The organism is Streptomyces sp. NPDC049541, from assembly GCF_044465725.1.
Taxonomy (GTDB): domain Bacteria; phylum Actinomycetota; class Actinomycetes; order Streptomycetales; family Streptomycetaceae; genus Streptomyces.
The window spans coordinates 456206-473753 of sequence record NZ_JBITLY010000004.1; the positions used below are offsets into that span (position 1 = coordinate 456206).

Here is a 17548-nt window from a genome sequence, read left to right on the forward strand (position 1 = left end):
ATGACCAACAACGAATCCGGCACGCACGGCGCGATCCTCGCCGACACCGCCCCCGAGCAGGCCGACGGGGTGATCGTCGAACTGCGCAACGCGGGCAAGTCCTACGGCAACATCCGCGCCCTGCACGGCGTCAGCCTGCAGGTCCGCCCCAGCCAGGTCACCTGCGTGCTCGGCGACAACGGCGCCGGCAAGTCCACCCTCATCAAGATCATCTCGGGCCTGCACCAGCACACCGAGGGTGAGTTCCTCGTCGACGGCGCCCCGGTCCGCTTCACCACCCCCCGCGACGCCCTGGACCGCGGCATCGCCACCGTCTACCAGGACCTGGCGACCGTCCCGCTGATGCCGGTGTGGCGCAACTTCTTCCTCGGCTCCGAGATGACCAAGGGTCCCTGGCCCCTGCGCCGCCTCGACATCGAGAAGATGAAGAAGACCGCGGACGAAGAGCTGCGCGAGATGGGCATCATCCTGGACGACCTGGAACAGCCCATCGGCACTCTCTCCGGCGGCCAGCGCCAGTGCGTGGCCATCGCCCGCGCCGTCTACTTCGGCGCCCGCGTCCTGATCCTGGACGAGCCCACCGCCGCCCTGGGCGTCAAGCAGTCCGGTGTGGTGCTGAAGTACATCGCCGCCGCCCGCGACCGGGGCCTGGGCGTCATCTTCATCACCCACAACCCGCACCACGCCTACATGGTCGGCGACCACTTCAGCGTGCTGCGCCTGGGCACCATGGAACTGTCCGCCGAGCGCAGCCGGATCACCCTGGAGGAGCTGACCAACCACATGGCCGGCGGCGCCGAACTCGCCGCGCTCAAGCACGAGCTGTCCCAAGTACGCGGCGTCGACGTCGAGGAACTCCCCGAAGAGGCCGACCTCACCGCACCCGTGGCGAAGACCCCGGAAGGAACCTCCTGACATGGCAGGTGCTCTGGACCGCATCCGGGTCGGATCGGCCCCCGACTCCTGGGGCGTCTGGTTCCCGGACGACCCCCAGCAGGTGCCCTGGGAACGCTTCCTCGACGAGGTCGCCGAGGCCGGGTACTCGTGGATCGAGCTGGGCCCGTACGGCTATCTGCCGACCGACCCGGCCCGCCTCACCGACGAGATCGCCAAACGGGACCTGAAGGTCTCGGCGGGCACGGTCTTCACCGGCCTGCACCGAGGCCCCGCCGTCTGGGAGTCCACCTGGGAGCATGTCAGCCAGGTCGCGGCGCTCACCCAGGCGATGGGCGCGAAGCATCTCGTCGTCATCCCGTCCTTCTGGCGCGACGACAAGACGGCCGAGATCCTGGAGCCGCCGGAGCTGACCGGCGAACAGTGGGCGTACCTCACCAAGGGCATGGAGCGGCTCGGGCACGAGGTGAAGGAGGCGTACGGCCTCGACATCGTCGTACACCCGCACGCCGACACCCATATCGACACCGAGGACCATGTCGAGCGCTTCCTCGACTCGACCGACTCCGAACTGGTCAACCTGTGCCTGGACACCGGGCACTACGCCTACTGCGGCGGCGACAGCGTCAAGCTGATCGAGACCTACGGCGAGCGCATCGGCTATCTGCACCTCAAGCAGGTGGATCCGCAGATCCTCGCCGACGTACACGCCAAGGGCACACCGTTCGGGCCTGCCGTGGCGCAGGGCGTGATGTGCGAACCTCCCTCCGGGGTGCCCGAGTTGGGGCCGGTGATGGAGGCCGCGCAGAAGCTCGGCGTGGAGCTGTTCGCCATCGTCGAGCAGGACATGTACCCGTGCGAGCCGGACAAGCCGCTGCCGATCGCGGTGCGCACCCGCAATTTCCTGAGGTCCTGCGGCGCCTGACCCTTCGAAGGGGGACGAACGACCATGGCTGGGCAAGGAACACTGCAGGTCGCGGTCGTCGGCACGGGCAAGATGGGTGCCGACCACGTCCGCCGTATCCAGGAGGTGGTCAGCGGGGCCAGGGTGACCGCGGTCGTGGACGTCGATGCGGAACGCGCCAAGGACGTCGCCGCCCGCATCGACGGCTGCACCGCCTACTCCGACCCGGCCGCCGCCCTGTCGGCGGCCGATGTCGACGCCGTGCTGATCGCCTCCCCGGGGCCCGCCCACGAGGCGGCCCTGCTGACGGCGTTCGAGCACGATCTGCCCGTACTGTGCGAGAAGCCGCTCACCCCGGACGCGGCCTCCGCGCTGCGGGTGCTGGAAGCGGAGCAGAAGCTGGGCCGCCGCCGGGTCCAGGTGGGCTTCATGCGGCGCTACGACGCCGAGTACATGAAGCTCAAGGCCCTCCTGAACACGGGCCAGTTGGGGCGCCCGCTGATGCTGCACAACCGGCATCGCAACCTCGCGTCACCGCCAGGATGGCGCAGCGAGATGCTTATCAACGACTCCGTCGTGCACGAGATGGACGTGACACGCTGGCTGCTCGGCCAGGAGATCACCGCCGTCACCGTCATGCGCCCGACGCCGTCCGCGAACGCCCCGGACGAGATGCAGGATCCGCAGTTCGTCGTCTTCGAGACCGAGGGCGGAGCGATCGTCGACGTCGAGATCTTCGTCAACTGCGGCTTCGGCTACCAGGTCCAGGCCGAGGTGGTCTGCGAACGCGGCACCGCCCGCATCGGCGACGGCCACGCCCTGGTCACCAACATGGCGGGCCGCTGGGGCGGCACCATCATCCAGGACTACCTCGAACGCTTCGCCGACGCCTACGACCGCGAGGTCCAGGCCTGGGTCGACGCCACCCGCCGCGGCGAGGTCGTCGGCCCGAGCGTGTGGGACGGCTACGCCGTCGCCGCGGTCTGCGAGGCGGGCGTGAAGGCGCTGGAGGAAGGCACCCGGGTGCCGGTGGAACTGGTGGACCGACCGGCACTGTACGAGGTCAGCCGACAGCCCGGCTGAACACCACCCGGTCCTCGCCGGGCCCGTTGTAGTCCGCCTCCACATTCACCTCGAACCCGAGACTGCGGTGGAAGGCCACCGACCCCTTGTTGCCGAGGCTCGTGATGGCCTTCAGCCGGACCGCCCCCTGCCGTCGCGCTGCCTCGGTGAACGCACCGTACAGCTCCCGCCCCAGACCGCTGCCCCGGGCGTCGTCCCGCGTCGCGATCAGGTGCACATATCCGGTGCCGCCGGGCGTGACGAACCCGATCAGATACCCGAGAATGCCGTCGTCCAACCGGGCGACCAGACAGGTCTCGCCGAACTCCTGCACCAGGGCCAGGAGATGCAGATCGCGCAGATCGCGCTCGCCCCAATAGCGGGGGTGGTCGGCGAGGACCTGCTGGATGTCGGTGACTTGGGCGGGAGCGATGCGTACGGCCATGGGCCGATCATCGCAGAGGAGGCCGCGGAGGGGGCTCGTGCGCATCCCGTCGCTGTCGCTCGGATCGCGGGCCCCGCCGGCGCCCGGCCCTGCCCACCGGGCCGGAGCGGTGTCCAGCCCTCGGCTACACCCGCGTCCGCGGCCGCGGTTCGAACCCCGCCGCCCGGTAGCTCTCGTCGATCAGGGTCATCGTCGCCAGCGCGTCGTCCGCGTCCAGGGGCAGCGGAGTGCCCTCGCGTACCCGGGCCGTGAACGCCTCCAGTTGGTACGTGTACGAGGACCGGGTGCCGAGTCGCTCCGTCCGCTCGCCGTCCGCGGTGCGGATCACGATCCGGTCGTCCAGCTGGGGGAGGACGAAGTTCGGGGCCAGGGCCTCGCCGCGGGTGCCGATGATCCGGCAGCTCATCTCCAGCTTGTCGTACGCCATGTGGCAGCGGGCGGAGGCGGTGGCGCCGTTCGGGAAGGTGAGGTCGGCGTCCAGCCATTCGTCGACGCCGGGGGCGCCCGCGCGTTCACCGCCGCGGGCGGAGACCAGGCTCGGTGTGCCGCCCGACCAGGGGGCCAGCATCCGTACGGCGTGCAGGCTGTAGCAGCCGAGGTCCATCACGGCCCCGCCGGCCAGCGGCAGGGACCAGCGCGGGTCGGAGTCCGCCGGGGCCGGGATGGCGACCATGGTCTCCACCCGCTGCAGCTCGCCCAGTTCACCACCGGCCAGGAGCTCGTGCAGGCGGCGGGTGACCGGGTGGAAGAGGTAGTGGAAGGCCTCCATGAAGACCGTGCCCGCCTTGGCGGCCGCCTCCCGGACCTCGGCGGCCTCCTCGGCGTTGCTCGCCGACGGCTTCTCCGACAGGACGTGCTTGCCGGCCGCGAGTGCGGCCAGGTTCCACGGGCCGTGCAGGCCGTTGGCCAGCGGGTTGTAGACGACCTCGACCTCGGGGTCGGCGAGCAGGGCCGCGTAGGAGTCCGCGACCCGCTCCACACCGTGCTCGACGGCGAAGGTCTCGGCGCGGGAGCGGTCGCGGGCGGCGACCGCGACCAGGCGGTGCCCGGCGGTGCGGGCCGGGTCGATCAGGGCGCGTTCGGTGATCCGGGCGGCGCCCAGGACGCCGATGCGCAGGGGTTCGCGGACCGGTTCGCTCATCAGGTCGTTTCCTTCTCTGTCCGTTGGTGCAGGGCCAGTGTGCCGTCGGCTGACGGGAAATGGCGGCGGACCAGGTCCTGGGCGTGGGCGATGGTGCATTCGATGAGTTCGAAGGCAGGCAGGCCGCCGACGTAGTAGGTGTGCTCGCGGCCCTGCAGGGCGTCCAACCGGTCCAGGGCACCGTCGGCGAGGTCGTCGCTGCCGAAGTGCGGCATGAACGCCCACTGGCGGTGCAGATGCGTCTTCTCCAGCCGTCCGCCGAGTTCCGCCACGTCGGCCTCCAGCAGCGCGCCGACGTCCTCGGGGCGGCCGTAGGAGTAGAAGGTCCGCACGTCGCTGCCCGGGTAGCGGTGGTGGTACGAGACGCAGTGGCCGGCCGCCTCGCGGGTCGCGGTGTGGCGGTCGAGGAAGTAGAAGGCGTTCTCGGGCAGCCCGGACGCGGTGGCGAGGGTGGTGTGGTAGGCGTTCGAGACGATCCTCGCTGCGAGGTCGCGCTCCTCCGCGGTGGCGTCCAGGACCGGCAGGACGCGGTCCAGGGGGACGGCGAGCACCAGGTCGTCGGCCTCCACCGGGCCGGAGCCCGTGTGCACCCGCACCCCGCCCTCGTGCCGCTCGACCGCCACCACGCGCACCGCGCACCGCACGTCCTTCAGCTCCTCGGCGACCCGCTGCCACAGCGTGCCGAAGCCTCCCGTGACGGTGAACGCACCCCCGTGGCCCAGCAGTTCGGGCCCAGGGGACAGCAGGCCGGTCATCTCGGCGTACTTGACGAAGTACAGCGCGGGCACCTGCTCGTCGAGATAGCCGTACCCGGCCGCGGTGTATCCGGTGCCGAACGACTCGGCCATGGACTCGAGGCCGTGCTCGGCGAGCCAGTGGGTGACCGGGGCGGCCAGGGCCCGCGCCGAGTGGGCGAGCCCGGGTTCGGCGATGCGCGGGAACTCCCGCTCGCGCAGCGCCCGGTAGCGCCCGAAGGCGCCGTCGCGCAGGAACGACATGGTCTGGCGGACCGCGGTGCGCCGCTCGACGTCGAGGACGCGGTAGCGGGTGGTGCGCTCCGTCTCCATGTCCAGTTCCGTCAGCAACTGTGCCGTCCGCTCGTACTGGTTGGTGCAGATGTGGCCGCCCAGATCGTGGGCCCGGCCGTCGACCTGCACGCTCTGGCACTTCCCGGCGACCGTCTCCTGTTCCTCCAGGACGGTCACCCGGTGTCCGGCGCGCTCCAGTTCACGGGCGGCCGCGAGGCCGCTGGGCCCGGCGCCGATGACCACCACTCGCCGCTCGCTGCCTAACTGCCGGCCGGGCAGGGCGGGTTGAGGGGTTTCGGTGTGGGGCCGGGGTATCTCGCCGGTGCTCATGGGCGTTGCTCCTCGTTCGGTTCGACGTCCGTGGATCTCATCGTCGTACGGGGAGATCACGCGGTCGTGACCGTCAGGGGCAACGTGGCGATTCGCACACTCGTGCTCCGGGCGCCGGAGGCCGGGCCGGCGCCCGGAGCACGAGGGACTGGGGCCGCCGCTCAGGCGGCGCGGACCTCGGCGATGGTCACCGGGCGGTGCTCGTGCAGCGACAGCGTGCACGCGTCGGCGATCCAGCCCGCCTCCAGGGCGTCCGCGATCGTGCAGGGCGAGGGGCGACTGCCGGCCACGACCTCGGTGAACGCGGTGAGTTCGGCGCGGTAGGCCGCGGTGAAGCGGTCCATGAAGAAGTCGTGCGGGGTGCCCGCCGGGAAGGTCACGCCGGGCTCGACGGAGCGCAACGGCAGCTTGTCCTCCAGGCCCACCGCGATGGAGTCCGTGAAGCCGTGGATCTCCATGCGGACGTCGTAGCCCCGGGCGTTGTGGCGGGAGTTGGAGACCACCGCGATGGTGCCGTCGTCCAGGGTGAGGATCGCGCCGGTGGTGTCGGCGTCGCCCGCGTCCTTGATGTACTCGGCACCCCGGTTGCCGCCGACGGCGTACACCTCGACGACCTCGCGACCGGTCACCCAGCGGATGATGTCGAAGTCGTGGACCGAACAGTCGCGGAAGATGCCACCTGAGGCGGCGATGTACGCGGCCGGCGGGGGCGCCGGGTCCAGGGTGGTCGACCGTACGGTGTGCAGCTTGCCCAGCTCGCCGCTCTGCACGGCGGCGCGGGCGTTCACGAAACCGGTGTCGAAGCGGCGGTTGTAGCCGATCTGGATCGGCACGTCCTTGCCCTCGACGGCCTTGAGGACCTCGACGCCCTCGGCCATGGTCCTGGCGACGGGCTTCTCGCAGAAGACCGGGATGCCGGCCTCGACACCGGCCAGGATCAGACCGGGGTGGGCGTCCGTCGCGGCCGCGACCACGATGCCGTCCACGCCGGCCGCCAGCAGGGCCTGGGGCGAGTCCACGACCTCGCCGCCGAACCGCTCCGCCGCGGACTTGGCGGCGTCCGCGAACGGGTCGGTCAGCACGAGCGACTCGACCACGTCGAGCCCGGAGAGGGTTTCGGCGTGGAAGGCGCCGATGCGGCCGAGGCCGAGGATTCCGATACGCATGAGCTCCGCTGCTTTCCTGTTTCTTGGTGGGTGGTTGCTGTCCGTTGCCGGGGCTCCGCCCCTGGCCCCGATCGCCCTTCGGGCTCGTCCTCGATCGCCGGACGGGCTTGAGATATCAGTCCAGGCCGCCCAGGACGTTCTGGTCCCAGTCGATCACCGATCCGGTCACCACGCCCGACCGCTCGGACAGCAGGAAGACCACGAAGTCCGCGATCTCGTCCGGCTGGCCCAGCTTGCCCATCGGCAGCCTGGCGGCGGCCTCCGCGCGCCAGTTGTCGGCGGCGCCGTGGAAGGCCTTCTGGGTGGCGTCCTCGCCCTCGGTGGCCGTCCAGCCGATGTTGAGGCCGTTGATCCGCACCCGGTCCCAGCGGTGCGCGTGCGCGGCGTTGCGGGTCAGGCCGATCAGGCCGGCCTTCGCGGCGACGTACGGGGCCAGGAACGGCTGCCCGCCGTGCGCCGAGGACGTGATGATGTTGACGATCGTGCCGGGCGCCTTGCGGGAGACCATGTCGGCGACGGTGGCCTGCATCGCGAAGAACGGCGCCTTGAGGTTGATCGCGATGTGCTGGTCGAACAGCTCGGGCGTGGTGTCGAGGAGCGTGCCCCGCGAGGTCAGGCCCGCGGAGTTGACCAGGCAGTCGATCCGCCCGTACGCGGCGACCACCACGCCCACGGCGGCCTTCGCCTGCTCGGCGTCGGACAGGTCGGCGCGCACGAACATCGCCTTGCCGCCGGCCGCCGTCAGTTCGCCCACCAGTGCCTCGCCGGGCTCCGGGCGCCGGCCGGTGACGGCCACGACCGCCCCCTCACGCACGGCGGCGCGGGCGATGGCGGCCCCGACTCCTTGGCTGCCGCCGTTGACGAGGACGACCTTGTCGTCGAGAAGTCCCATGGATCTCTGCCGTCCTTTCAGCTCGCGCGGCGTTCGCCGGCCACCCGCAGTTGGTCCCGCAGGATCCGCGCGGGCCGGTCCTCGCGCAGTGCCTCGCGTACGAGGTCCGCCTGCGAGGGCGGGGCCAGGCCACAGGCCGGCGGGTCGCTGTCGAGGTTGGTGGGGAAGGGGTAGCCCTCGGCGCTCGCGGCGATCACGTTCTCCAGCCAGGCCTCGTCCGCGCCGTCCGCCTTGCGGCGCAGCAGCACGGGGTAGACCGCGTTCGCCACCGCCTCCCGGTCCACGGTCTCCATCGCCCGGCCGAAGGCGGAGGACACCTGCAGCAGATTGGCCATGCGCCGCACGTCCGTGGTGCGGTTGGTCCCCGCGGCATGGAACAGGGCCGGGTTGAAGAAGGCGGCGTCGCCCTTGGCGAGCGGCAGCTGGACGTGGTGCTCCTTGAAGTACGCCTGGAACTCCGGCCGCCGCCAGGCCAGATAGCCCGGCTCGAAGCCTTGCGAGAACGGCAGGTACAGCGTCGGCCCCGACTCCACCGGCATGTCGCAGTGCGCGACCGCGCCCTGCAGGGTGAGCACGGGGGAGAGGCGGTGGACGTGCGCCGGATAGGCCGCGGCTGTCTCGTCGGAGAGGAAGCCGAGGTGGTAGTCGCGGTGCGCGGTCTGGGCGAGGCCGCCCGGGTTGACCACGTTGACCTGGGAGGTCACCTGGTAGCCGGGGCCCAGCCAGGCCTCGCAGACCAGGGCGAGGACCGGGTTGGCGTAGTAGTCGGCGAACGCCGCCGGGTCGTAGAGGGCCGCCTTCTCCAGCGCGTTCCACACCCGCTCGTTGGCGCCGGGCTTGGCGAAGTGGTCGCCGGCCGTCGTGCCCGCCGCGTACTGCTCGCGGATCAGCGCGTCGAACACCTCGGTGACCCGGTCGACCACCGCGTGGTCGGGGAAGGCGCCCCGGAAGACCACCACGCCGGGCCCGTCGGTGAGGGCCCTGACGAGCTCCTCCTGGATCCCCCGGCGGTCCTTCGCGGCACGGATGCCCTCGGCGTCGTACAGCAGGACGTTGCGCTCCACGGCGGAGGCGTGCGGGTAGTCGGCGGGGTCGGCCGTCGGCTCGACGAGCGCGCGGAACGAGTCGAGGTCGCAGTCCTGCTCGGAGAGCCAGGCACGGTGGTGTACGGCGGTGAAGGACATCGGTGTCCTCTCGGTGACAGGGGCGACTCAGCCCTGTCATTCTTGTCAGTACAAACCCGTCGAACAACCAGCAGGCGGCCATCAAAAACCCCTCAAGCCGGCGAGAGGAGCCCGCGGTGGGCCATCCCTTCCCCATCCGGGAGATCGCACGTCAGGCGGGCCTGAGCGAGGCCACCGTCGACCGGGTCCTCAACGGCAGGGGCGGCGTCCGCGAGAGCACCGCACGGGAGGTCCAGCAGGCCATCGCCGACCTCGACCGGCAGCGCACCCAGGTCCGGCTGGTCGGCCGAACCTTCATGATCGACATAGTGATGCAGACGCCGGAGCGGTTCTCCACCGCCGTGCGCGCCGCCCTGGAGGCGGAGCTGCCCGCCCTGCATCCGGCCGTGGTGCGCTCGCGCTTCCACTTCCGCGAGACCGGCCCGGTGGCGGAGCTGACGAGGACGCTGGACCGGATCGCCCGGCGCGGCTCCCAGGGGGTGATCCTCAAGGCCCCGGACGTGCCCGAGGTGACGGCCGCGGTCGGCCGCCTCGCCGAGGCCGGCATCCCCGTCGTCACCCTGGTCACCGACCTGCCCGCCACCGCCCGCCTCGCCTACGTCGGCATCGACAACCGGGCCGCCGGCGCGACCGCCGCTTACCTCATGGGCCAGTGGCTGGGCGAGCGCCCCGGCAATGTGCTGACCAGCCTCAGCAGCGGCTTCTTCCGCAACGAGGAGGAGCGCGAGATGGGCTTCCGCAGCGCCATGCGCAGCCGCCACCCGGACCGCACCCTGGTCGAGATCGCCGAGGGACACGGCCTGGACGCCACCCAGTACGACCTGGTGCGCGCCGCCCTCGAACGCGACCCGGACATCCGCGCCGTCTACTCCATCGGCGGCGGCAACAACGCCACCCTGCGCGCCTTCGAGGACCTGGGCCGCGAGTGCGCGGTGTTCGTCGCGCACGACCTCGACCACGACAACACCCGCCTGCTGCGCGAGCACCGCCTGTCCGCCGTCCTCCACCACGACCTGCGCCAGGACATGCGCGAGGCCTGCCACATCGTGATGCGCGCCCACGGCGCCCTGCCGCCCGCGGGGCCTACGCTGCCGTCGGCGATCCAGGTGGTGACGCCGTACAACATGCCCCCGCAGGCGACGAACCGAGGAGCCGGGTGACGACGAGCAGCGAATACGTGGAGATCGAGGGCGTCCGCCTGCTCGCCACGCTCACCACGGGCGGCGAGCTGGGACTGCTGGCGCTGCACGGCAGCAACGAGGGCGGTACGGCCGAGTTGGCGCAGGCGGTGGCGGAGCGGTGTGGGGCCACCAGCCTGGTCTTCACCCAGCCGGGCGTGCCCGATCCGGTGCACATCCCCTCCCCGCGCATGGCGGTAGGGCACTGCGCGCTGCTGCGGGACTTCCTGTCGCGGGTGGCGCTCACGGTCTCCCTGCACGGCCACAACCGGACCGCGACGCCGCGGGCCATCTTCCTCGGCGGCGGCAACCGGCGGGCAGCCCGCCTCTTCGCCGGTGAACTCGACGTCCTGCGGCCGGAGTTCGACCCGGTCACCGACATCGACGAGATCCCTGTGAAGCTGCGCGGCCTGCACTCCAGGAACCCGGTGAACCTGACCCGCTGGGGCGGGGTCCAGGTGGAGCTCCCGCTCGCGGCCAGGACCGAGCGCAGGCGATGGGCGCCGGGAGTGCCGGACACACCCCCTCGGTCGGTCGTCGACGCCCTGGCCAAGGGTGTGGAGGCGCTGGCCTCCGCTATGCCCGGAGACTGACCCACGACCCGCTCTCGACCGACCGCACCATCGCCTCCAGTACGGCGGCACTGTGCACGGCGTCCGGGAGCGTGGCCCCCTGCGGCTTGCCCTCCACGATGGAGCGCAGGAAGCGGTGGGCCTCGATCACCTTCAGGTCGTCCATGCCCATGGCGTTCGCCGCGCCCGGCTGGAACGCCGCGAACTCGCCGTCACCGGGGCCGACGTACACCGTGCTGACCGGCTGGTCCTGGTAGCTGGTGCCGCGGCTGACGCCCAACTCGTTCATGCGGCGGAAGTCCCAGAAGACCGCCCCCTTGGTGCCGTGCACCTCGAAGCCGTAGTTGTTCTGCTCGCCGACCGAGACCCGGCAGGCCTCCAGCACCCCGCGGGCGCCGGAGGCGAAGCGCAGCAGACAGTTGACGTAGTCCTCGTTCTCGACCGGGCCGAGTTCGCCGCCGGTGGCGCGGGTGTGGCCGGCGGTGGCGCCGGTGGGACGGGCCCGCTGGGGGATGAACACGGCCGTGTCGGCGGTCAGCGCCTCGATGTCGCCGAGGAGGTGGCGGGCCAGGTCGGCGCCGTGCGAGGCGAGGTCGCCCAGGACGCCACTGCCGCCGCGCTCCTTCTCGTAGCGCCAGGTCAGCGCCCCCTCGGGGTGCGCGGCGTAGTCGCTGAACAGACGGACGCGGACATGGGTGACCGTACCGATGGCGCCGGAGGTGATCAGCTCGCGGGCGGCCTCGACGGCGGGCGCGTTGCGGTAGTTGAAGCCGACGGCACCCTGGACTCCTGCCGTGGCGACCGCGTCGGCGACCGCCCGCGCGTCCGCCGCGCTCAGGCCGACCGGCTTCTCGATCCAGATGTGCTTGCCGGCCTCCGCCATCGCGGCGCCGATCTCCCGGTGCAGGAAGTTCGGCGCGGTGATGCTGACGGCCTGGATCCGCGGGTCCTCGACGACATCACGCCAGTCACGGGTCGTCGAGGCGAAGCCGAACTGCGCGGCCGCCTCCTCGGCTCGCCCCGGCACTTCCTCGGCGACCGTGATCAACTGCGGGCGCAGGCCCAGCCGCGGGTAGTGGTGCAGCACACGGGCGTACGCCTGGGTGTGCACCCGGCCCATCCAGCCGAACCCGACGACGGCGACACCGAGCGAATCCACCATGACAGCCCCTCTTTGGACCGGTCCATAATCTGTCCAGGCCACCCTGAAGCCCCCGCTCAGCGCCTGTCAACCCTCCCGGTTCCTTTGACAAGGCGTACCAGCCCATGGAACGGTCCACACCATGAAACCGCCGACGATCCGCGACGTGGCCGAACGGGCCGGAGTGTCCAAGTCGCTGGTCTCGCTGGTGCTGCGCGGCTCCGAGCAGGTGCGGCCCGAGAAGCGGGAGGCCGTGCTGCAGGCGGTACGGGAACTCGGCTACCGGCCCAACGCCGCCGCGCGCAGCCTCAGCGAGCAGCGCACCCGCACGGTCGGCGTGCTCCTCAACGACCTGCGCAACCCCTGGTTCGTCGACCTGCTCGACGGCCTCAACTCACTGCTGCACGACAACGGCCTGCGGATGCTGCTCGCGGACGCCCGCCTCAACCGCCGCACCGGCCAGGACCCCGCCGACCCGCTCCTCGACCTACGGGTCGACGGCCTGGTCGTCGTCGGCACCCTGCCCGACCCGGCCGCGCTCGGCACGGCCGCCGAGCGGATCCCGGTCGTCGTCGCGGGCGCCCGCGAGCGGGCCCCGGCGGGCGTGGACGTGGTGGCGGGCGACGACGAGCGGGGCGCCCGCCTGGTCACCGAGCACCTCATCGGCCTCGGGCACCGCCGCATCGCGCACATCGCGGGCTACGGCGCCGTCGGCGAACTGCGCCGCCGCAGCTTCGAGGCGACGATGCGGGCGCACGGCCTCGCGGACCAGGCGCAGGTGGAGGCCGGTGACATGACCGAGGAGGGCGGCTACCGCAGCACCGTCCGGCTGCTCAGCCGCGCCGACCGGCCCACCGCCCTCTTCGCCGTCAACGACATCGCCTCCGTCGGAGCCCTGTCGGCGGCCGAGGAGCTCGGCCTGCGCGTCCCGCAGGACGTCTCCGTCGTCGGCTACGACAACACGAGCATCGCCCGGCTGCGCCACGTCTGGCTGACCACGGTCGACAACGGCAGCCACGAGGTCGGCCGACGCGCCGCCCGCTGCCTCCTGGACCGTTTCGAACACCCCGGGGGAGCGGGCCAACTGCACCTGACCGCGCCGACGTTGGAGATCCGCGGCACCACGGCGGCACCGGTCACAGACTGATGGCGTACGCCTTCCGCAGCGTCTCGTGCACCGTCCAGGTCGTGCGGTCGCCCGCACGCAGGACGGCCATGTCCCCGGGCCCCACCGTCAGCGTCGGCCCACCCTCGACCTCGATGGTCGCCGACCCGCTGATCACCACGAACAGTTCGTCCGCCTCGGTGTCGGTGACGACGCCCGGCGTGATCTGCCAGATCCCGCGGACCTGACGACCGTCCGCCGACTCCCACACCACCTTCCCGGTCACCTCCGGCGTCCCGGAGAGGATCTGCTCCGGGCCGAGGGGCTCGGGCTCGAGCTCGGCGTCGGGAATGTGAAGAACGAAGCTGTGCGTCATGGGCCGACCCTAGCCAGACCGCCCCTGGCCCGTGCCTGGACACTGTGTGCGGCATCGCCCCAGGTCGGAGGACACTTCGTCGGGTCGCGACTGGCGGCCGGGCAGGTGCCGGGTGATCGTGGAGGGCATGGTGCAGACAACCACGGCCGCCCCCGGGCATCGGCAGCACGACACCCGCGAGGCCGTCCTCTTCGGCGGTGTCTACGGCGCCGTACTGGCCTGCTCCATGGTCGCGGCGCTCAGCCAGTACGGCCACAGCTCCCGCGTCAGCCGCCGCTACGACGCCATCTGGCTGCTGGTGACCGCGCTCGCCTCCGCCCTCGCCCACGGCTACGCCCACTACATAGCCGAACGTGCACCGCACCGCCGCTGGGACGCCCTGCGCGCCCTCGTCGACGAATGGCCCCTGGTCACGGCGGTGCTGCCGACCGTGGCGATCCTCGCGGGGGCGGGCTGGGGCTGGTGGCCGGCGGACGGGGTGGAGGATCCGGCGTTCACCCTGAACATCGCACTGCTGTTCGGCCTGGGACTGGCCACCGCGCGATGGTCGGGCCGCTCCTGGGCCGTCGCCCTGCGCACCGGCCTGGTCGACGCACTGCTCGGTGTCGTCGTGGTCGTCGCGAACGCCGTCATCAAGTGACGGCGATCAGGGACCGATCGGCGCCCGGACTGTCGTATGGTCATCCCTCGTGGGTACGGACATCGACGGTGTCATCGAAAGCCGCTCGCCCGACGGGCACTGGCGGTTCACGGCCGATCTGCTGGACTTCGACCCTCCCCGGGACTACGTCGCCTGGGAGTGTCTCTTCGGAGTGCGCGGGGCGGGGGACGTGGAGCGTCCGCTCTTCGCCGCCCGCGGGCTGCCGGACGGCATCTCCGATGCTGTGCGCGAGTCGGGCATCGGGGAGTTCCAGCACGACCACACCTACGCCACCTGGGCCGAGGTCGCGGCGGTCGACTGGGACGCCCCGCTCGCACACGGCCCGGCCTGGAACTGGGCGGTGCGGTCGCTGCCGGACGGTGACGAACTCGTGCGGGTGACCCCGGGCCTGCGCGCGGCGGCCGCCGAGACCTTCGGTGGACGCCTGCTGCTGGCGCCCCCGGAGTGGCCCCCCGGCGCCGAGGTGCGCCTGGCCGACGTGGCGCACCGCCCCGTGATCCTCACCGCGCGGATGCTGGCCCCGCCGGACGAGGGATGCTGGGCACAGGTGTGGAGCGCCATGCGGGGCCTGGCGGCCAGGTACGGAGACGAGCACGTACGGCTCGTCGTCTGGTTCGGCTGACGGCCCGCGCACCGGTGAAGGGAGCCGACATGACCACCGACGCCACCGACACCACGGTCACGGACGAGACGGTACGAAGTCTGCACGCCACCACCGACCCGCGCCTGCGCGAACTGCTGACCGGCCTGATCCGGCACCTCCACGCCTTCGCCCGCGAGAGTCGGCTGACGCAGCAGGAGTGGGAGCGGGCGATCGGCTTCCTCACGGCGACCGGGCAGATGTGCACGGACACCCGGCAGGAGTTCATCCTCCTGTCCGACGTGCTCGGCCTGTCGATGCTCGTCGAGACGATCAACGGCGACCGCGCCGCCGGCGCCACCGAGTCGACGGTCCTCGGACCCTTCCACATGACCGAGTCCCCGGCACGCGAACTCGGCGCGAACATCGACCTGGTGGGCGGCGGCGAACCCTGCGTGGTCAGCGGCCGCGTCCTGTCCGGGGACGGAACTCCGCTGCCGGGCGCCGTCGTCGACGTGTGGCAGGCCGACGGGAACGGCTTCTACGACGTCCAGCGCCCCGACGTGCAGCCACCGGGCAACGGCCGCGGCCTGTTCACCGCGGACGCGGAGGGCCGCTTCTGGTTCCGCACCTGCGTGCCGAGCCCGTACCCGATCCCCACCGACGGCCCGGTCGGCGACCTGCTGCGCGCGACCGCCCGCCACCCCTACCGGCCCGCACACATCCACTTCATCGCCTCGGCCGCGGACCATGTACCGGTGACCACGCACATCTTCGTCGCGGGCAGCGACTACCTCGACTCGGACGCGGTGTTCGCCGTCAAGCCGAGCCTGATCCAGGAGTTCACCCGAACGGATGACGCTGTGCTGGCGCGGGAGTTCGGCGTCCCGAACCCCTTCCGCCACGCGCGCTTCGACCTCGTACTGGAGCAGTCGTGAAGCACCTCCTCGACTTCTCCTACGAGTCGTGGCCCATGCGGGTCGTCTTCCGGCCCGGGGCCGCCACGACCGCGACCGCCGGCGAGGCCGCGGCGCTCGGCCTGCGGCGGCTGCTGGTGGTGTGCGGCAGTCACGGCGCCCGGACGGCACGCGCGGTCGCCGACTCGCTGGGCTCCGCCTGCGCGGGCCTGCACGACGGAGCCCGGATGCATGTGCCCGTCGAGGTCGCCGACCGGGGCGTCGAGGCGGCCCGTGCGGCCGGCGCCGACGGCTGCGTAGCCGTCGGCGGCGGCTCCTCGATCGGCCTCGGCAAGGCGATCGCCCTGCGCACCGGCCTGCCGCTGATCGCCGTGCCGTCCACCTACTCCGGCTCGGAGATGACCCCGGTCTGGGGCCTGACCGAACACGGCACCAAACGCACCGGCCGGGACCCCGTCGTGCTGCCCCGCAGCGTCGTCTACGACCCCGGGCTCACCCTCTCCCTGCCGGTGCCGCTCTCCGTCACCAGCGGCATCAACGCGATCGCCCACGCCGTCGAGGCGCTGTACGCCCCCGACACCTCGCCCCTGATCGCACTGATGGCCCAGGAAGGCGTGCGGGCCGTGGCGGGCGCCCTGCCCGAGGTGGCCGCCGACCCGGGATCGCTGCAGGCCCGCAGCCGCGCCCTGTACGGCGCGTGGCTGTGCGGCTCCTGCCTCGGCGCCACCACCATGGGCCTGCACCACAAGCTGTGTCACGTTCTCGGCGGCAGCTTCGGCCTGCCCCACGCCGAGACCCACACGGTGGTCCTGCCGTACGCCTTCGCGTACAACGCGCCCGCGGCACCGGACGCGGCAGCCGCCGTCGCCCGCGCCCTCGACGCGGACGACGCCCCGCACGCCCTGCGGGAGCTGGCCGGACGCCTCGGCGCACCCCGCTCGCTTGCCGAACTCGGCCTGAAAGAGGGCGACTTGGAAGTGGCGGCGGCGCAGACCGCGGGCCAGGCCTACGCCAACCCCCGCGAGGTCACGGCCGACGGGGCGCTCGCCGTGCTGCGGGCGGCGTACCAGGGCGCGGCACCGCGGTTCCCCGCCGCCTGACGCCATCGGCGCCGGAGCGGCCCTGTCCAGATCACCGACCTCGGTCTGCCCCTCGCGCAAGGGGTGTCGAATCCTGCCCGCAATGTGGCCGACGAAATTGTTGACAATATTGTCGGGCTGGATTTAGGTTCGACAGGCACTCACTCAGGGAGGGCACCGATGCCGACACAAGCCCGTCCGAGCAGCGGAGAGCAGGCCAAACAGCATGCGCTCGCGCAACTGCGGCAGGCGATCCTGCAGGGCGAGATGGCACCGGCGCAGCGGCTGGTGGAGAACGAGCTCGCCGAGCAGTTCGGTGTGACACGGGCCAGCATCCGCGCGGCACTCATCGATCTGGAGGCCCAGGGCCTCGTCGAGCGGATCCGCAACCGCGGCTCGCGGGTGCGGGTGGTGACCGTGGAGGAAGCGGTCGCGATCACCGAGTGCCGGATGGTCCTCGAAGGGCTGTGCGCGGCGAAGGCCGCCGTCGCCGCCAGCGACGAGCAGCTCGCCGAGCTGACGGAGCTGGGCACGGCGATGACCAAGGCCGTGGCCGACGGTGAGCCGGTGACCTACTCGGAACTCAACCAGGAACTGCACGCCAAGGTGCGCGAGTTCTCCGGCCAGCGGACGGCCGTGGAGCTGCTGGAGCGGCTCAATGCCCAACTGGTGCGCCACCGCTTCCAGTTGGCGCTGCGGCCGGGGCGTCCGCAGCACTCCCTGAGCGAGCACCTGGTGATGATCGAAGCGATCAGGGCCAGGGATCCGCAGGCGGCCGAGACGGCCGTCCGCGCCCACCTCAGCAGCGTGATCGAGGCGCTGCGCGACTGACGGCCGCGCGGCCGAGAGCCGCTGACAGGGCGGGCGCCCACCTGTCACGAAGGAGATGTCGG

At 71.9% G+C, this 17548-nt stretch carries 19 protein-coding genes; 11 read left to right on the forward strand and 8 right to left on the reverse strand.

What is annotated here, in order from left to right:
• Genes ACIBW9_RS17900 through ACIBW9_RS17910 form a run of 3 tightly spaced genes read left to right on the forward strand, consistent with a single transcriptional unit; the run spans nt 1 to nt 2881 of the window.
• Entirely contained in the window at nt 1-915 is a 915-nt protein-coding gene (locus tag ACIBW9_RS17900) for an ATP-binding cassette domain-containing protein (protein WP_398955985.1), read from the forward strand.
• 1 nt (nt 916) lies between these two features.
• Nucleotides 917-1819 carry a sugar phosphate isomerase/epimerase family protein gene (locus tag ACIBW9_RS17905; protein ID WP_398955987.1) on the forward strand — a complete coding sequence of 301 codons (903 nt, stop codon included), beginning with the start codon at nt 917-919 and terminating at the stop codon, nt 1817-1819.
• Nucleotides 1820-1843: 24 nt separating this feature from the next.
• On the forward strand, nt 1844-2881 hold the full coding sequence (locus ACIBW9_RS17910; protein ID WP_398955989.1) for a Gfo/Idh/MocA family protein: 1038 nt from the start codon (nt 1844-1846) through the stop codon (nt 2879-2881).
• On the opposite strand, the gene ACIBW9_RS17915 is transcribed toward ACIBW9_RS17910, so the two are convergent.
• The 6 genes from ACIBW9_RS17915 to ACIBW9_RS17940 form a co-directional block, all read right to left on the reverse strand.
• The gene (locus tag ACIBW9_RS17915; RefSeq protein ID WP_398955991.1) at nt 2862-3305 is read right to left on the reverse strand and encodes a GNAT family N-acetyltransferase; all 444 of its coding nucleotides are present in this window, start codon (nt 3303-3305) and stop codon (nt 2862-2864) included. The two genes, ACIBW9_RS17910 and ACIBW9_RS17915, sit on opposite strands and share 20 nt — an antisense overlap.
• Before the next feature lie 124 nt (nt 3306-3429).
• Nucleotides 3430-4446 carry a Gfo/Idh/MocA family protein gene (locus ACIBW9_RS17920; protein ID WP_398955994.1) on the reverse strand — a complete coding sequence of 339 codons (1017 nt, stop codon included), beginning with the start codon at nt 4444-4446 and terminating at the stop codon, nt 3430-3432.
• Nucleotides 4446-5804 carry an FAD-dependent oxidoreductase gene (locus ACIBW9_RS17925; RefSeq protein WP_398955996.1) on the reverse strand — a complete coding sequence of 453 codons (1359 nt, stop codon included), beginning with the start codon at nt 5802-5804 and terminating at the stop codon, nt 4446-4448. The genes ACIBW9_RS17920 and ACIBW9_RS17925 overlap by 1 nt, the downstream gene beginning before the upstream one ends.
• Nucleotides 5805-5965: 161 nt before the next feature.
• A complete protein-coding gene (locus tag ACIBW9_RS17930; protein WP_398955998.1) occupies nt 5966-6970 on the reverse strand; it encodes a Gfo/Idh/MocA family oxidoreductase in 1005 nt (334 codons plus the stop codon).
• 115 nt (nt 6971-7085) lie between these two features.
• Nucleotides 7086-7862: an SDR family oxidoreductase gene (locus tag ACIBW9_RS17935; RefSeq protein ID WP_398956000.1), complete on the reverse strand. Its 777-nt coding sequence runs from the start codon at nt 7860-7862 to the stop codon at nt 7086-7088.
• 17 nt (nt 7863-7879) lie between these two features.
• Complete coding sequence (locus ACIBW9_RS17940; RefSeq protein ID WP_398956002.1) at nt 7880-9046, reverse strand: phytanoyl-CoA dioxygenase family protein; 1167 nt, start codon at nt 9044-9046, stop codon at nt 7880-7882.
• A gap of 116 nt (nt 9047-9162) precedes the next feature.
• Here ACIBW9_RS17940 and ACIBW9_RS17945 point away from each other — a divergent pair, with 116 nt between their 5' ends.
• Nucleotides 9163-10206, forward strand: a complete 1044-nt coding sequence (locus tag ACIBW9_RS17945) for a LacI family DNA-binding transcriptional regulator (protein ID WP_344400517.1) — start codon at nt 9163-9165, stop codon at nt 10204-10206.
• A complete protein-coding gene (locus ACIBW9_RS17950; protein ID WP_398956004.1) occupies nt 10203-10817 on the forward strand; it encodes a poly-gamma-glutamate hydrolase family protein in 615 nt (204 codons plus the stop codon). Before ACIBW9_RS17945 ends, ACIBW9_RS17950 begins: the two co-directional genes overlap by 4 nt.
• Here ACIBW9_RS17950 and ACIBW9_RS17955 read toward each other — a convergent pair.
• The gene (locus tag ACIBW9_RS17955; RefSeq protein WP_398956006.1) at nt 10801-11958 is read right to left on the reverse strand and encodes a Gfo/Idh/MocA family protein; all 1158 of its coding nucleotides are present in this window, start codon (nt 11956-11958) and stop codon (nt 10801-10803) included. The genes ACIBW9_RS17950 and ACIBW9_RS17955 overlap by 17 nt on opposite strands.
• Before the next feature lie 121 nt (nt 11959-12079).
• Here ACIBW9_RS17955 and ACIBW9_RS17960 point away from each other — a divergent pair, with 121 nt between their 5' ends.
• Nucleotides 12080-13084, forward strand: a complete 1005-nt coding sequence (locus ACIBW9_RS17960) for a LacI family DNA-binding transcriptional regulator (RefSeq protein WP_398956008.1) — start codon at nt 12080-12082, stop codon at nt 13082-13084.
• Here the strand turns inward: ACIBW9_RS17960 and ACIBW9_RS17965 are convergent.
• Complete coding sequence (locus ACIBW9_RS17965) at nt 13074-13418, reverse strand: cupin domain-containing protein (RefSeq protein ID WP_398956010.1); 345 nt, start codon at nt 13416-13418, stop codon at nt 13074-13076. The genes ACIBW9_RS17960 and ACIBW9_RS17965 overlap by 11 nt on opposite strands.
• A 127-nt stretch (nt 13419-13545) precedes the next feature.
• Here ACIBW9_RS17965 and ACIBW9_RS17970 point away from each other — a divergent pair, with 127 nt between their 5' ends.
• The 5 genes from ACIBW9_RS17970 (at nt 13546) to ACIBW9_RS17990 (ending at nt 17486) form a co-directional block, all read left to right on the forward strand.
• The gene (locus tag ACIBW9_RS17970; RefSeq protein WP_398956012.1) at nt 13546-14058 is read left to right on the forward strand and encodes a hypothetical protein; all 513 of its coding nucleotides are present in this window, start codon (nt 13546-13548) and stop codon (nt 14056-14058) included.
• Nucleotides 14059-14107: 49 nt separating this feature from the next.
• Nucleotides 14108-14701: a hypothetical protein gene (locus ACIBW9_RS17975; RefSeq protein WP_398956015.1), complete on the forward strand. Its 594-nt coding sequence runs from the start codon at nt 14108-14110 to the stop codon at nt 14699-14701.
• Between the two features lie 29 nt (nt 14702-14730).
• A complete protein-coding gene (locus ACIBW9_RS17980; RefSeq protein ID WP_398956017.1) occupies nt 14731-15597 on the forward strand; it encodes an intradiol ring-cleavage dioxygenase in 867 nt (288 codons plus the stop codon).
• Nucleotides 15594-16676 carry a maleylacetate reductase gene (locus tag ACIBW9_RS17985; RefSeq protein WP_398956019.1) on the forward strand — a complete coding sequence of 361 codons (1083 nt, stop codon included), beginning with the start codon at nt 15594-15596 and terminating at the stop codon, nt 16674-16676. The genes ACIBW9_RS17980 and ACIBW9_RS17985 overlap by 4 nt, the downstream gene beginning before the upstream one ends.
• Nucleotides 16677-16835: 159 nt before the next feature.
• Nucleotides 16836-17486 (forward strand): GntR family transcriptional regulator, encoded by a 651-nt coding sequence (locus ACIBW9_RS17990; protein ID WP_398956021.1) that lies wholly within the window; start codon nt 16836-16838, stop codon nt 17484-17486.
• The last annotated feature ends 62 nt before the right edge of the window (nt 17487-17548 follow it).